Origin of the sequence: Sphingomonas sp. (assembly GCF_017745215.1) — a bacterium.
Lineage (GTDB): Bacteria > Pseudomonadota > Alphaproteobacteria > Sphingomonadales > Sphingomonadaceae > Sphingomonas.
Map to the genome: position 1 here is coordinate 52760 of NZ_JAGHZV010000010.1, position 13309 is coordinate 66068.

The window sequence follows — 13309 nt, forward strand, 5'->3', positions numbered from 1 at the left end:
CGCGCGCCATGTATCCATCATGCCACAACCCTCCTTTGTTTCCGCCGCCGCCAGATCAGAAGCAATTGCCACAAGTTGCGACAATTTCGCGAAAATGCAGAAACTGAGAGGATACAAACGACACATAGCATTTGCCCCTGGAACGGAGCGGCGAGTGGGCGGAGCAACGGGCGATTTCAGGGCACGATCGACGTGCGCGCAAGGCGGGGGCTGAGCCGTCGTGCAGCAAAGCAGCGCCGCCAGTCCTGAGCCCCGCGCCGGCTTCATCGAACGCCTCGCCTTTCGCCGCGTGCCGCTCTGGTCGGTCGCGCTGATCGTTGCGGGCGGCGCGACGCTGACGATCGCCTATGGCGCGATCATGCTCAACCCGGAGCGGCACGGCGCGCTGGGCCAGGCCGCCGAGGCGCTCGCCGAAGTGCCCGACACGCTCGGCAGGATGGCCGGCGGGCTGTTGCCCTATCGCCCCTCGATCGGCGGCAATTACGAGCGGCTGCCGGGCGGATTGTGGCGCAACCCCGCGCAGCCCTTCGTCGATCCGGGCTATGTGCTCGTCACCGATTTCGATACCGGCCATGCGCGCCGCGTGGTCCGGCTGGTGCGGCTGAGCGATGGCCGGGTGATGCGCGAGTACGAGCCCGACATCGAGGCGGTGCACCGCAAATCCACCTTCAAGTCCGCGCTGGCCGACCTGGGCCGCGACAAGACCAACCGCTTCTATTTTCCGATGCACCCGCTGCTGATGCCGGATGGCGGCCTGCTGATCCACGACACATCGCCGTTGGTTCGAATCGATGCATGTGGAAAACCGATCTGGATGATCGACGGAATCTTCCACCATTCGGTCGAGCGCGGACCCGACGGCGATTACTGGGCCGCTTACCGCGTGCCGCAATCCCGGCTGCCCGACGTGGGACCGGACTTCATCGAGGAAGGCATCGCGCATGTGAATGCGGCCGGCGCGGTGCTGTCGCGTACCTCGATCGTCGACATCCTCGACCAGAACGGCCTCGGCCACCTCTGGCGCGGACGGCCGTTCAACGAGGATCCGTTCCACCTCAACGACATCCAGCCGGTGATGAGCTCGGGCCCCTATTGGCAGCGCGGCGACCTGCTCGTCAGCCTGCGCAACCTCTCGATGGTGATGCTCTATCGCCCGTCGACGGGCAAGGTGCTGTGGCGCAAGACCTTTCCGTGGAAATTCCAGCACGACGTCAACGTGATCGACGACCACCGCATCTCGGTGTTCGACAATCACTGGCGCTTCGCGTTCGACCAGCCCGAGCAGGCCGAAGTCGACGGCACCAACCGCGTCGTCGTCTATGATTTCGCGACCGACAGCACGAGCGATCCGCTGACGCCCAGCTTCCACAAGCTCGGCATCCGGACGCGCGCGCAGGGCCGCGCCACGCCGCTCGCGAACGGCGACACGATGGTCGAGGAGACCGAGCAAGGGAGGCTGCTGCGCATCGCGCCCGACGGGACGGTGCGCTGGCGATACATTTCCGCCGACGGCGACCGGCGCCGCTACGCACTGCGCTGGAGCCGCTATCTCGACCCCGTGGCGGACGGGGATGGCATCAAGGCAGCGGTGGACGCGAAATGCAGCTGAACATCAAGACGCTCACGACGGCAGCCGCCGTCGCTCTCATCCTCGCCTCGGCGGATCCCGCCCAGGCCTATCTGGGCCCCGGCCTCGGCCTCGGCGCGATCAGCACCGCGCTGGGCGTACTCGGCGCGATCCTGCTCGGGATCGTCTCGATGGTCTGGTACCCGGTCAAGCGGCTGGTCCGCCGGATGCGTGGCCGCGCCGCCCAGCGCCCCGCGCCGGCGCGCGCCGACGAAGGGACCGTGTCGTGACGATCGCCGCACTGTTCCTCTTCGCCGGGATCCTCGGCTCGATCGCCGTGGCGCGCCGTTCGGGCATCCTGCGCCACTTCCGCCAGCTCGGCCGGCTCAGCCAGCGCTCGGTGCGCACGCTCGCCCGGCGCGGCGTGTCGGACTGGTCGAAGGAGCGCGCGACACGCATCCTCGCGATCCGGATGATGGTCAAGTCGCTGACGGCGGGCGCGCTGCTCGCGCTGATCGCCTTGCCGCTGCTGGCGATGCTCGCGCTCGATCCGATCGCGCACCTCGGCACGATCGACGCGCTGGCCGACACGCGGGCGCGGCTGTTCATCCTCTCGATGGGTCTCGCCCTTGCCGGCTTCCGCTACGCAACCCAGCGCCTCCGCCTACGGCAGGCTTGATCGGCTGCTCCATCGCATCGCGCTGGGCAGCACGCCGGTGCTGGAGCTGAGTCTGGACATCGAAATGGCACGACACGGACGCATTGCGGACGCGCTGGCGCTCGACTCGCCGGTGTTCGTCACCGGGCTCGCTCGCGCGGGCACGACGATCCTCATGCGGCTGCTCCATGGCGCCGATGAATTCGCCGCGCTCTCCTACCGCGACCTCCCCTTCCCGCTCGCACCCAACGGCTGGGCGCGCGTCTCGGGCAAGTGGAAGCGCGGCGTCGAGGCGCAGGAACGCGGGCACGGCGACGGTCTCACCCACGACCTCGACAGCCCCGAGGCGATCGAGGAAGTCTTCTGGCGCGCCCGCGAAGGGGCCCGTTATTGCCGGCCCGAGGGCCTCCTGCCGGCACCCCCCGAAGCGGAGAGCATCGCGGCGTTCGCGCGTTATGTACGGCTGGTTTGCCTGCGTTACGAGCGGACGCGCTATCTCTCCAAGAACAATAACAATGTGCTGCGCCTGCCCGCGCTGATCGCGGCGTTCCCCGAAGCGCGGCTGGTGCATCCGTTCCGCGATCCCTTCGACCAGGCGGCGTCGCTGCTCGCGCAGCACCGGCGCGCACGCTCGCTCGCGGCGCGCGACCGATTCCGCGGCGAGTTCATGCGCTGGCTCGGGCATCACGAGTTCGGCGCCTATCAGCGGCCGTTCCTGCTGCCCGGGGCACCCACCGCCGACGACGATCCCGACACGCTCGATTATTGGCTGAAGGCGTGGATCAGCGTCCACCGCCATTTGCTCAACCAGCCGCGCCAGGTGATGGCGGCGCAAGTGTTCGTCGACTATGACCGGCTGAAGACCGGCGACGCGGCGACGCTCGCAGCGCTCGGCGATCGGCTGGCCCTTCCCCACCCGATCGACACGTCGAGGCTCTATGATCCCGCGCCGCGCCAGGGGGTGCACGAGGTCGATCTGTGGCTCGCCGATGCGGCGCGGGCGCTGCATTCGGCGCTGGTGAAGGAAGCGGTCGCCTAAACTCTCCCCTGCGCAGCGCGGGCGGAACGGAAGATCAAGCCGCCGCCAGCGCCTCGTAATGCGCTGTCGTCTTCGCCGCGACTTCCTCCTCGGTCACGCCGGGCGCGAGCTCGAGCAGGCGGAAGGGCGACTTGTGGTCGGGCCGCGCGAACACCGCGAGATCGGTGATCACCATGTCGACGACGTTCTTCCCCGTGAGCGGCAGCGTGCACGCCGGGATGAACTTGGGCGTGCCGTCCTTCGAGGTGTGCTCCATCACCACGATGATGCGCTTGACGCCCGCGACGAGGTCCATCGCGCCGCCCATGCCCTTGATCATCTTGCCGGGAATCATCCAGTTGGCGATGTCGCCGCCCTCGCTGACTTCCATCGCGCCGAGCACGGTCAGGTCGATGTGCCCGCCGCGGATCATCGCGAAGCTGTCCGCCGAGCTGAAATAGACCGACTGCGGCAGCTCGGAGATCGTCTGCTTGCCGGCGTTGATCAGGTCGGGATCCTCCTCGCCCTCGATCGGGAAGGGGCCGATGCCGAGCATGCCGTTCTCGGACTGGAGCGTGACCTCCACGCCCTCGGGGATGTGGTTCGCCACCAGCGTGGGGATGCCGATGCCGAGGTTGACGTAATAGCCGTCCTCGAGCTCCTTCGCGGCGCGCGCCGCCATTTCATCGCGGGTCCAGGGCATCAGCGGTTCCTCTTGGTCGGGTTCATTGCGGCGTCGGCGCGGAGGCCGGTGCAGGTTCGGGTGTCGGCGCAACCTCGGGCGCCGGTGGAGATGCCACGGGGTCCGCGGGGTCGGTCCATTGCTTGTCGGCGGGGAAGACCTCGTCGAAGCCGCCGTGCAATCCAGTGCCGTAGACCGGGTTGGGCAGGATGAACCAGCCCGCCCCCCACATGCTCGCGATCAGCGTGTTCATTGCCATGCTGCGCCGGATCGGCACCGGCACGCCGCCGGGATTGAACAGGTCGGAGAAGTCGCCGAGCTGGTCGCCGACGAGCGCGACGACGCAATATTTGGCGGCGATCTCGGCGCGGCGGCCGTCCTTGCCGCTGGTGCCCGGGCCCTCGGCGCGCAGCCACAAGGTCTTTCCCGGTTCGGCGGCGCCCAGCCCCGCGATCGCCAACGCAGCGATCGTGCCACCGGCATTGGCCTCCGAACGGTTCGAATTGAACACCACGGAGATCCCTGCGCGGCGCGCGGCGTCGAGCGTCTCGATCGCGCCGGGGACGGCGGCGATCTTGTCGGCGCCGGTCGCTTCCCAGCGCTTCCAGCGCGCATCGTCGTAATCGCCGACGCGGCGCGCGGCGTCGTTCTCATAGCCGAGGTTGAGCACCACGGTCTCGTCGATGTCGAGCACCACCGCGAGCGGCTTCTTGCCGCAGGGCATGAACTTGGGCGCGTCGAGCGTGGCGTCGGGCGCCAGGACGACGCTCTTCACCTCGACGCCGTTCTTGCGGTCGGCGGCGCGCGCGGCGAGATAGGTCCACAGCAGCTGATAGGCCTGGAGGCTGAGCGCCGCCGCCTCGCCCGAACCATAGAGATATTGCATGCCCGGCGCCGGCGCGGAAGGCGCTGCGGGCGGCGGCGCAGGAACCGGCGTCGGCGTCTTGCCCGGCAGCGACTGGCCGGCGGGGACGGCGGCCGCCGACATCGGATCGATGCCCGCGCCGGTGCCGGAGCTCGTGCCGGTGCCCCGCTCCGCGCGACGCTCGTCCTGACCGTTCAGCCGCTTCTTGGTGATCGCGCCGGCCGCGGCGATCGGCACCGCGACGGCGGCGATACAGCCACCCAGCAGCGGCGTCCCGGCGAGCAGCGCCGCCGCGAGAGCGAGCCGCGGACGCGCGCGGATCATGCCACTGCCTCGCGGGGCCTGGTGGTCCGGAACTCGATCTTCTTGTCGTAGGGCGAGCCCACGATCACCCGCTTCACATAGATGCCCGGCAGATGAATACAGTCGGGATCGAAGGTACCGGTGGGCACGATCTCCTCGACCTCGGCGACGCAGATCCTGCCCGCGGTGGCCATCGGCTGGTTGAAGTTGCGCGCGGTCTTGCGGAAGACGAGGTTGCCGCTCTCGTCGGCGATCCAGCCCTTGATGATCGCGAGATCGGCGCGGATGCCGCGCTCGAGGATATAGTCCTCGCCGTCGAAGGTCTTCACTTCCTTGCCCTCGGCCACCTTCGTGCCGACGCCGGTCTTCGTATAGAAGCCCGGGATACCCGCCCCGCCCGCGCGGCAGCGCTCGGCGAGCGTGCCCTGGGGGCAGAATTCGACCTCGAGCTCGCCCGCGAGATATTGCCGCTCGAACTCCTTGTTCTCACCGACGTAGGAGGAGATCATCTTCCTGACCTGGCGGCTGCGGAGCAGCTTGCCGAGCCCCTCGTTATCGATGCCCGCGTTGTTCGAGGCGATAGTGAGGTCCTTGGTCCCCGCGGCCTGGATCGCGTCGATCAGCCGCTCGGGAATGCCGCACAGGCCGAAGCCGCCGGCGCAGATCGTCATGCCGTCGAACAGCAGCCCTTCCAGCGCTGCCTCGGCGTTGGGATAGAGCTTGTTCATCGCGCGACTCTCCTCGTTCGCAGCTGCGATAAGCAGAGGCCCCTGCGCCGGTCAACCTGAACCCGGTTTCAACTTCTGGGAGCAGCCCGATCAGGGCTCGATCACGCTCGGCGCCTGGCGCGCGCGGGCGCCCTGGCGGAGCAGTTCGGCGTTGGTCTCGGGGTCGCGCCGGACGTACTGCCCGCGTGCCTCGTCCCATTCCTCGATCGCCGGATCGGCGGAACGCGCCTCCGCCTCGGCGTCGCGGCGGCGCGCGGCGGCATGGGCATTCACCTGGCGGGCGCGGCGCATCATCAGGATCATCAGCAAAGCGGTGGTGCCGAGGATGCCGATCACCACCGCAGCCGCGAAGAGCTGCGCCAGGTCGACATAGCCGAGCACGATCCTGAGCATGGCGCCATGCTATCCGATGGCGCTGGACACGCAAGTCAGCCCAGCATGATGCTCGCGCGCGGCGCTTCTGCGGCGAAGCTCTCGTCCGAGAGGCGGACGCCGACCGCCTCGAGCACGGCACGGCGCTCATGGGTGCGCGCGGTCATGATCGCGGCTTCGATCGGCAGCGTCGCGGCGAAGGCGGGGGCTTCCCACACCCGCGTGATCCAGGCGGCCGCTCTGGGCCAGCGCGCCGGGTCGATCTCCCACCCGGCGAGCAGCGCGTTGCGGAAGAAGGCGCCATAAGTGACGTCCGCGGTGCAGAGGTGATCGAACAGGAAGCCCTCGGCCGGCGCCTGCGCCTCGATCCAGTCGAGCGCGCACGGCAGGTCGCAGTCGCGGGTCTGCGCGAGCGCCGCTTCGTCGACCTCGCGCCTGAACACGCGCGGCGCGACCAGCCTGGCGAAGAACAGCCGCCAGATGATCAGGTCGCCCAGCCGGCTGTCGGCATATTCCTCGAGCCAGCGCGCCTTCGCTCGGTCGCGCGGGGTGCGCGGCATGATCGGCGGCTCGGGATAGGCTTCGTCGAGATATTCGCAGATCACGGTCGAATCGTTGAGGACCAGGTCGCCGTCGACCAGCACGGGGATGCGGCGCAACGGGCTCAGCCGCTCGAAGTCGTCGTTGCCGAAGAAGGGCACGATCGGGTCGATCGCATAATCGTCGATCCCCTTGAGCGCGAGCGCCACCAGCACCTTGCGCACATAGGGCGAGACATGGCTGCCGATGATGAGCATGCGAACCTCCCCTCTCCAGCGTTCCCGCGCGGTCTAGGTCTCGCGGCCGGCGGTAGCAAGCGACCTCGCTTGACTTTCCGCGGCTTGCCCGTTCGAAGGGCGCCATGGAGGCCTGGCACGAATTCTTCCTCGGCGAACTCGGCGCGGCGGCGGCGCTGGCCGGGATGCTGTTCGTCGCAGTCTCGGTCAACCAGGCGCGGATTCTCGAGCTCGGGCGGATGGCCGACCGTGGGCTCGAGGCGCTGGTGATGCTGCTCTACGTCATCGTCGCGGCGTCGCTGGTGCTCGTGCCCGGGCAATCTCCGTCGCTGCTGGGCGGCGAGCTGCTCGCGATCGGAGTGCTCGCGCAGGTCGCGCTCGCGCGGCTTGAGATCGGCTATTGCCGGGTGCTCGACAGCGAGCATCTGCCGCGCACGCTCCAGATGGTGGCGCTCAACCAGGTCGCGATGGCGCTCAGCGGTGTCGCGGGCGGATGGATGCTGTGGACGGGAACCGCCGCGGGGCTCTGCCTCGTCGCGCCCGGTATCCTGCTCACCTTCGTCGCGGTGGGGCTCAACGCCTGGGTGTTGCTGATCGAGATCAACCGCTGACGCGCCGCCGCCAACAGCCTTGCCACCCGGAGGCTTTGCCCCTATAGGCGCGCGCTTGCTGCGCCAGGGTCATCCCTGGAGGCCTGGTGCGGCGGACATGAACTTCTAGCGCATTGGATACGACACATGAGCGACATGCTTGAGCTGTCGGCCGAGACGCGCGACCGGGTTGGCAAGGGAGCCTCTCGTTCGCTTCGTCGTGAAGGCCGCGTCCCCGCCGTGATCTACGGCAACAAGGAAGAGCCGAAGGGCATCCACGTGAGCGAGCGGGAGCTGCACAAGCTCCTGATGACCGGCCACTTCTTCAACTCGGTGGTGATGATCAACGGCGAGCGCACCCTGCCCAAGGACGTTGCCTTCGATCCCGTGAGCGATCGCCCCGTGCACGTCGATTTCCTGCGCATCTCGGAGCATGCCAAGGTGCATGTCGAGGTTCCGATCATCTTCGACGAAGCCGGCTCGCCCGGCATCAAGCGCGGCGGCGTGCTCAACATCGTCCGCCACGAGCTCGAGCTGGTCGTCGATGCGGCGAACATCCCCGACGAAGTGAAGATCTCGCTCGCGGGCCTCGACGTCGGCGATTCGCTCCACATCTCGGCGGTCAAGCTGCCCGAGGGCGCGACTCCGGCGATCACCGATCGCGATTTCACCATCGCGACGATCGTGGCGCCCTCCTCGCTCAAGTCCGAGGAAGGCGACAACGAGACCGCGGCGGAGGGCTGAGCCTTCCCAGTCCCGATTATGTCCGATAGGTCGCCCTCGCACCCCGTGCGGGGGCGATCGTCGTTTTGGGGTTAGAGATGCAGCTCTGGGTCGGCCTCGGAAATCCGGGCCCGCAATATGCGATGCACCGCCACAATGTCGGCTTCATGGCGCTCGACGCCATCGCCGAAGTGCATGATTTCTCAGCCCCCAAGAAGCAGTTCCAGGGCTGGACGCAGGAAGGGCGGATCGGATCGGCCAAGATCCTGCTGCTCAAGCCCGGCACCTTCATGAACGAGAGCGGCCGCTCGGTGCGCTCGGCGATGGACTTCTACAAGCTCGGGCCCGGCGACGTGACCGTGTTCCACGACGAGCTCGACCTCCTGCCTTTCAAGGTGAAGGTCAAGACCGGCGGCGGCACCGCGGGGCACAACGGCCTGCGCTCGACCGACCAGCACATCGGCCCGGACTTCCGCCGCGTGCGCCTGGGGATCGGCCATCCGGGGCACAAGGACCGGGTGACCGGCTATGTCCTCGGCAATTTCGCCAAGGCCGAGGTCGACCCGCTCACCGACATGCTCGGCGCGATCGCCGCCGAGGCCAAATGGCTGGCCGCCGGCGACGACGCGCGCTTCATGAGCGACGTCGCCCTCAGGATGCAGGACGCCGGCTGACCTTCGCAACGAGTGGGACGAACAGGATCGTCGCGATCGCGTCGACGATCGCCTTGAACCAGAAGTCCGTGGCGCCGTTCACCGGATCGAACCCGGCGAGGAAGAAGATCGCCATCGTCGCGATCATCGTGCCGGCGATCAGCCAGGCGCGGTGGCGGTCGCTCCACTCGGAATGCGCCGACCAGCCGGGGAGCGTCGTCGCCAGCGCGGCGCAGACGGCGAGACCGGGACCGACCGCCATCGCCGGGGGCAGCGACGGCAGCGCGCCGAACGCGATCACCTCGAGGCCGAACCACAGCGCCGCCCAGGCCGCGCCGCCCAGCGCGAGCAGCGTCGGCGCCGGCGGCGTCAGCGGCTTGGGCGAGCCGGCGCGGCGCAGCGGCCCGAGCGCGACGAAGCCCAGCACCAGGATCGCCGCGAGCGCGCCGACCACGAAGGCGAGCGGCGGGCTGTAGGGCGCCTGGTGGAAGACCTTGATCCGCGCGACCTGCGTCCAACCGTACCAGGCGAGCGGCGTCGCCAGCGCGAAGAGCAGGACGTGCACCACCCAGCCGATCGCGGTGAGCCAGGGCGCGTGGCGGCGCGACGGGAAGAGCATCTCGGTGAGCATCACCGGCAGCAGCACCACCAGCACCGCCTCATAGACGACCGCCCAGAGCAGGTAGACATAGTTGATGCCCAGCGCGCGGCCATATTCGACGCCCTGGATGCGGATCACCAGCGGCGCGACCGAGGTCTGCTGGATCAGGAACTCCTCGGCGATCGCGAGGCACAGCGCGAGCAGCACGATGCTTCCCCACCCTAGCCGCCCGCGGCGCACCAGCTCGCGGATCATCACCGCGCCGCCGCCCCAGATCGCCATCTCGATCGGGAAGACGAAGATCGAGCTGAACCGCGTCGCGCCGGGCAGCACTTCCGCCATGAGGGGCGCGAGCAGCATCAGCGTGAAGGCAGGCGCCATTCGCGACAGGATTCCGCGCTTTTGGTTTGCGCTCTCGGCGAGCACGCCGCGCTTTTGGTTTGCGCTTTCGAGGCCGTCCATCCTAGTGTCCTTTCATGTCGAAAGAATCTCATGGACTAAATATCTCATGAGTGAGATAAATACAAGCGGGTCCGGACGGGGCGCCGCGGGGGTGCCGACGGTCGCGCAGGTGGACATGCTGCATCGCGAGCTCAGCACAGCCGTGATTCTCTTCCAGGAAGCGATCTCGCGCCAGCTGGGCGTGTCGGCGGCCGAGCGGAAGTGCCTGTCGGTGCTGTGGGATCTGGGCGTCGCGACGCCGGGCCAGCTGCTCGCCGCGACGGGGCTGTCGAGCGGCGCGATCACCGGCATCGTCGATCGGCTCGAGCGCGCGGGCTATGCGCGGCGCGAGCCCAACCCCAATGACCGCCGCAGCCTGCTGATCCACCCGCTCCGCCAGGCCGAGCTGGCGCGCAAGATCGGCCCGGCGTTCGAAGGGCTGCGGGGCGCGATGGAGCAGGTCATCGGCAGCTACACCGACGCCGAACGCGCGCTGATCCAACGCCACCTGCGCGCGACGATCGCCGTGCTGCGCGAGCAGACCGAAGCGATGTCGGCGCCCAAAAGAAAAGGCCGCGAGGCGAAGCCCGCGGCCTGATCTTGGTCTGCCGGCGCCCCGACGGGCGCGGCGGGCTCAGTTCTTCTTGCCGATCACCAGGCCGACGGCGCGAGTGTCGTAGGTCGTGCCGCCCAGCGTGACGCTGCCGCTGGTCGCGAAGCTGATGCCGATCTCGGCACCATGCGAGCCGAAGAAGGCGCCCGAGAAGGTGCCGGGGATCGGGCTCGACGGGCCGAAGCTTCCGGTGAACTGCGTCGCACCCACCGCGATCGCGCCGCTGCCGGTGAAGGTGCCGATCGGCGTCACCGCGCCACCGGTCTCGATCAGCGTCATGTTGACCGTGGTGGTGACGAGGCCGGTCGACCAGTCGACGCTGACCGTCACCGTGCCGCCCAGCTTGTTGACCAGGCCGCCGGTGGCGCCGCGGCGCACCGCACGGCCCACCACGCGCGCGGTATAGGTCGCGGTGCCGGTGGTCAGCATGTCCGAAGCGACGGTGGGATAGCCCCAGGCGCCATAGGTGATGCGCTTCTGGCCCGTCGCGCTGTCGCCGCGGTACCAGCCGGTATAGCTGGTCTCGGTGAGCGCGAGCGCCGTGGTGGCGGTCACCTTGCCGGTCACCGTGTTGTTCAGGAACTCGGCGGTCGAGAAGAGCACCGGCGTGGTCGTCGTGTCGGTGCTGGTGTTCTTGGTCAGCGCCGTGTTGTTGAACACATATTCGTCGACCGTGGTCGCCGGCGCCACGGTGAGCTCGTTGACCGTACCCGTCGCCGCGACGGCATTGAAGCGGTCCTCCTCGAGGTTCTCGCGCACGACCACCGGCGAGCCGCCGGTCGCGGTGCTCGCGGTCGCCGGATCGGGGAGCACGGCGACGCGGAAGCGCGTGCCGCCCGCCTCGGTGCCCGCCGCGCCCAGCGTGATCGGCGTCGTCGTGCTGGCGGGATCGCCAGTGAAGCTGGTGAAAGCGTTGAGCGTACCGAACTCGGTCGCGCCGGTCAGCGGGAAGGCCGAATAGCTCACCGGCGTCGGGGTCGGCGTGGCAGTCGGTGTCGGCGTGGGGGTCGGCGTCGCGGAATCGCTGCCGCCGCCGCAGCTCGAGAGCACGAGCGCAACGGGAATAACGGCGGCACTCAGCATCAACGAACGGCGAATCATATTACCCTGCTCCTTGGAAATTCACGGCACTCGAAAGGCCCCTGGCGCCTGTACCTTGGATGAACGAACCGCGTCGAGTCGGCCTGTTCCTGGTCTGGGCGCGTGTCGTTTCGGTCGAATCCTTTCAACGGGCCGGTGCCGTAACCGGTCAATCGCTTTTCCTCCCTAGCGGCGATTCGCGGCAAGACAAAGGCTTGCGTTTCACGCCCCTTCTCGCTCGGCACGCGCGACGAGGGCCATGGCGAGCGGGAAGGTGACGAGCCAGGGCGCCGCGGCCCAGATCAGCCAGGGCCAGAAGAGCTGGAGGAAGATCGGCACCGCGAGCACCCCGTTCGCCACCAGGGCCCAGCGCGCGGCGCCCCGATAGGTGGGCGCGAGCATCAGGGTGGAGAGGCTCATATACGTATAGCCGAGCAGGTCGACGACGGTGAGCGGGTTGCGGAAGGCGCAGCAGGAGAAAATCTCGGCGCCCTGCTGGTGCGCCAGCTCGCGCGGGATCACCACGCCCAGCTGCACCGGATAGACCAGGCTCGCGCAGGCGCCGTAGAGCAGCGCGAGCGCCAGCGCGCCGAACCGCCACCCGCGGTCGCGCCCTTCGGCCTCAGCCGCCAGTGCCGCGACGGCAACCGCATAGCACGGCACCAGCGCAAGCGAAGGCGCGAAGATCAGGATGCGGTCGATCGGATCGGGCAGCACCCCCGCCACTTGCAGGATTTGCGGCACGCCATAGCCGATGCTCGCCGCACATGCCGCCCAGGCCGCGATCCGTTTCGCCATTGCCCCGCCCCTTCCCTCGTACGCGGATTAACTTCCTGGAAAACACTCTCGCCTAGCCTGGAAGCCGGGGGAAGTATCTTATGCCCTTTGAATCAAAGCGAGTCGCGCGATGAGCGGCGAGCGCTTCATGCGCCGATGGATGATGCTGCTCGCGCTGCTCGCGGCGCTGATCGCGTCGTCGCCCTTGCTCGTCCAGTTGCTCAACCACAATGCCGGCTGCTTCGGCACCGATCATGCCTGCGCCGACATGGCCGGGATGTTCGAGGTCCATGGCCGCGCGCTGATCCTCGCGCTGGTGCTGGTGCCGCTGCTCGTCGCGATCGCGGCGCGCGCGCTGACGCAGGGCGTCGCGATCTGGGCGCTGCCCTTCGCGCTGCTGATGACCGCGGGCGCGCTGCCGCTGCTGGGCGCGATCGGCGCGCCGGGCAGCGACGGCTGGCGCGAGCTCTTCGCCAACGCCGGCGTGATCCCCTTCGTCTTCCTGCTCGTCCTCCTCGTCGCGATGAGCGGCGACAGCGACGAAGGCGTCGGCGGAATCTGGCAGGTGGTGACGCCGCTGGTCGCGCTCGCTGCGCTGTTCTTCACCTCGACTGCCTGGCTTCCCGGCGTCGCGCTGATGCCGGTGGTGGGGCACGCCGCCCAGCCGGTGGGCCTCTATCTGGGCGAAGCGCAGGCGACGCTCGGCATCGCCGACCGGATCGCGCCGCTGGTCAACATCTCGCTGCTGCTGTTCGTGCTTGCCTCCGCCGGCATGATGATGTCCGCCCGCGCGCGCAGCCAGCGGTAGAAACCCCGCACTGGCGTTCTCCGCCCGCTGCCGCTATCGGGCCGGCTTCTCCGG

General features: G+C 68.5%; 17 protein-coding genes. 9 read left to right on the plus strand and 8 right to left on the minus strand.

The features are described 5' to 3' along the window. Nucleotides 1-220: 220 nt before the first annotated feature. The 4 genes from J7495_RS11950 to J7495_RS11965 all read left to right on the plus strand — a co-directional run bounded on the left by J7495_RS11950 (nucleotide 221) and on the right by J7495_RS11965 (nucleotide 3264). Entirely contained in the window at nucleotides 221-1609 is a 1389-nt protein-coding gene (locus tag J7495_RS11950) for an arylsulfotransferase family protein (RefSeq protein ID WP_294056731.1), read from the plus strand. Beyond that, nucleotides 1600-1857: a hypothetical protein gene (locus J7495_RS11955; RefSeq protein WP_294056732.1), complete on the plus strand. Its 258-nt coding sequence runs from the start codon at nucleotides 1600-1602 to the stop codon at nucleotides 1855-1857. Before J7495_RS11950 ends, J7495_RS11955 begins: the two co-directional genes overlap by 10 nt. After that, nucleotides 1854-2246, plus strand: coding sequence for a hypothetical protein (locus tag J7495_RS11960; protein ID WP_294056733.1), 393 nt, complete (start codon nucleotides 1854-1856; stop codon nucleotides 2244-2246). Before J7495_RS11955 ends, J7495_RS11960 begins: the two co-directional genes overlap by 4 nt. A 64-nt stretch (nucleotides 2247-2310) precedes the next feature. Beyond that, nucleotides 2311-3264 carry a sulfotransferase gene (locus tag J7495_RS11965; protein ID WP_294056734.1) on the plus strand — a complete coding sequence of 318 codons (954 nt, stop codon included), beginning with the start codon at nucleotides 2311-2313 and terminating at the stop codon, nucleotides 3262-3264. Between the two features lie 34 nt (nucleotides 3265-3298). Here J7495_RS11965 and J7495_RS11970 read toward each other — a convergent pair whose 3' ends face one another. From J7495_RS11970 to J7495_RS11990, 5 genes are all read right to left on the minus strand, one after another. After that, nucleotides 3299-3946 (minus strand): CoA transferase subunit B, encoded by a 648-nt coding sequence (locus J7495_RS11970; RefSeq protein ID WP_294056735.1) that lies wholly within the window; start codon nucleotides 3944-3946, stop codon nucleotides 3299-3301. Nucleotides 3947-3968: 22 nt separating this feature from the next. Next, a complete protein-coding gene (locus J7495_RS11975; protein WP_294056736.1) occupies nucleotides 3969-5114 on the minus strand; it encodes an HAD family acid phosphatase in 1146 nt (381 codons plus the stop codon). Further along, the gene (locus J7495_RS11980; protein WP_294056737.1) at nucleotides 5111-5821 is read right to left on the minus strand and encodes a CoA transferase subunit A; all 711 of its coding nucleotides are present in this window, start codon (nucleotides 5819-5821) and stop codon (nucleotides 5111-5113) included. The genes J7495_RS11975 and J7495_RS11980 overlap by 4 nt, the downstream gene beginning before the upstream one ends. 90 nt (nucleotides 5822-5911) lie before the next feature. Beyond that, nucleotides 5912-6214 (minus strand): hypothetical protein, encoded by a 303-nt coding sequence (locus J7495_RS11985; protein ID WP_294056738.1) that lies wholly within the window; start codon nucleotides 6212-6214, stop codon nucleotides 5912-5914. 35 nt (nucleotides 6215-6249) lie between these two features. Beyond that, a complete protein-coding gene (locus J7495_RS11990; protein WP_294056739.1) occupies nucleotides 6250-6990 on the minus strand; it encodes a glutathione S-transferase family protein in 741 nt (246 codons plus the stop codon). A gap of 104 nt (nucleotides 6991-7094) precedes the next feature. Here J7495_RS11990 and J7495_RS11995 point away from each other — a divergent pair, with 104 nt between their 5' ends. From J7495_RS11995 to pth, 3 genes are all read left to right on the plus strand, one after another. Continuing rightward, nucleotides 7095-7580 (plus strand): hypothetical protein, encoded by a 486-nt coding sequence (locus tag J7495_RS11995; RefSeq protein WP_294056740.1) that lies wholly within the window; start codon nucleotides 7095-7097, stop codon nucleotides 7578-7580. Nucleotides 7581-7706: 126 nt separating this feature from the next. Continuing rightward, nucleotides 7707-8303: a 50S ribosomal protein L25/general stress protein Ctc gene (locus tag J7495_RS12000; RefSeq protein ID WP_294056741.1), complete on the plus strand. Its 597-nt coding sequence runs from the start codon at nucleotides 7707-7709 to the stop codon at nucleotides 8301-8303. Nucleotides 8304-8380: 77 nt separating this feature from the next. Further along, nucleotides 8381-8956, plus strand: a complete 576-nt coding sequence (pth, locus tag J7495_RS12005) for an aminoacyl-tRNA hydrolase (protein WP_294056742.1) — start codon at nucleotides 8381-8383, stop codon at nucleotides 8954-8956. Here the strand turns inward: pth and J7495_RS12010 are convergent. Continuing rightward, nucleotides 8934-9998 (minus strand): hypothetical protein, encoded by a 1065-nt coding sequence (locus J7495_RS12010; RefSeq protein ID WP_294056743.1) that lies wholly within the window; start codon nucleotides 9996-9998, stop codon nucleotides 8934-8936. The two genes, pth and J7495_RS12010, sit on opposite strands and share 23 nt — an antisense overlap. Nucleotides 9999-10044: 46 nt before the next feature. Between J7495_RS12010 and J7495_RS12015 the strand changes: the two genes are divergently transcribed. Then, the gene (locus tag J7495_RS12015; RefSeq protein WP_294056744.1) at nucleotides 10045-10575 is read left to right on the plus strand and encodes a MarR family transcriptional regulator; all 531 of its coding nucleotides are present in this window, start codon (nucleotides 10045-10047) and stop codon (nucleotides 10573-10575) included. A 36-nt stretch (nucleotides 10576-10611) separates the two neighbouring features. On the opposite strand, the gene J7495_RS12020 is transcribed toward J7495_RS12015, so the two are convergent. Both J7495_RS12020 and J7495_RS12025 read right to left on the minus strand, forming a co-directional pair. Beyond that, a complete protein-coding gene (locus tag J7495_RS12020) occupies nucleotides 10612-11673 on the minus strand; it encodes a hypothetical protein (protein WP_294056745.1) in 1062 nt (353 codons plus the stop codon). Nucleotides 11674-11892: 219 nt separating this feature from the next. Continuing rightward, complete coding sequence (locus J7495_RS12025) at nucleotides 11893-12468, minus strand: hypothetical protein (protein WP_294056746.1); 576 nt, start codon at nucleotides 12466-12468, stop codon at nucleotides 11893-11895. Nucleotides 12469-12577: 109 nt separating this feature from the next. Between J7495_RS12025 and J7495_RS12030 the strand changes: the two genes are divergently transcribed. Continuing rightward, nucleotides 12578-13255 (plus strand): hypothetical protein, encoded by a 678-nt coding sequence (locus J7495_RS12030; RefSeq protein ID WP_294056747.1) that lies wholly within the window; start codon nucleotides 12578-12580, stop codon nucleotides 13253-13255. The last annotated feature ends 54 nt before the right edge of the window (nucleotides 13256-13309 follow it).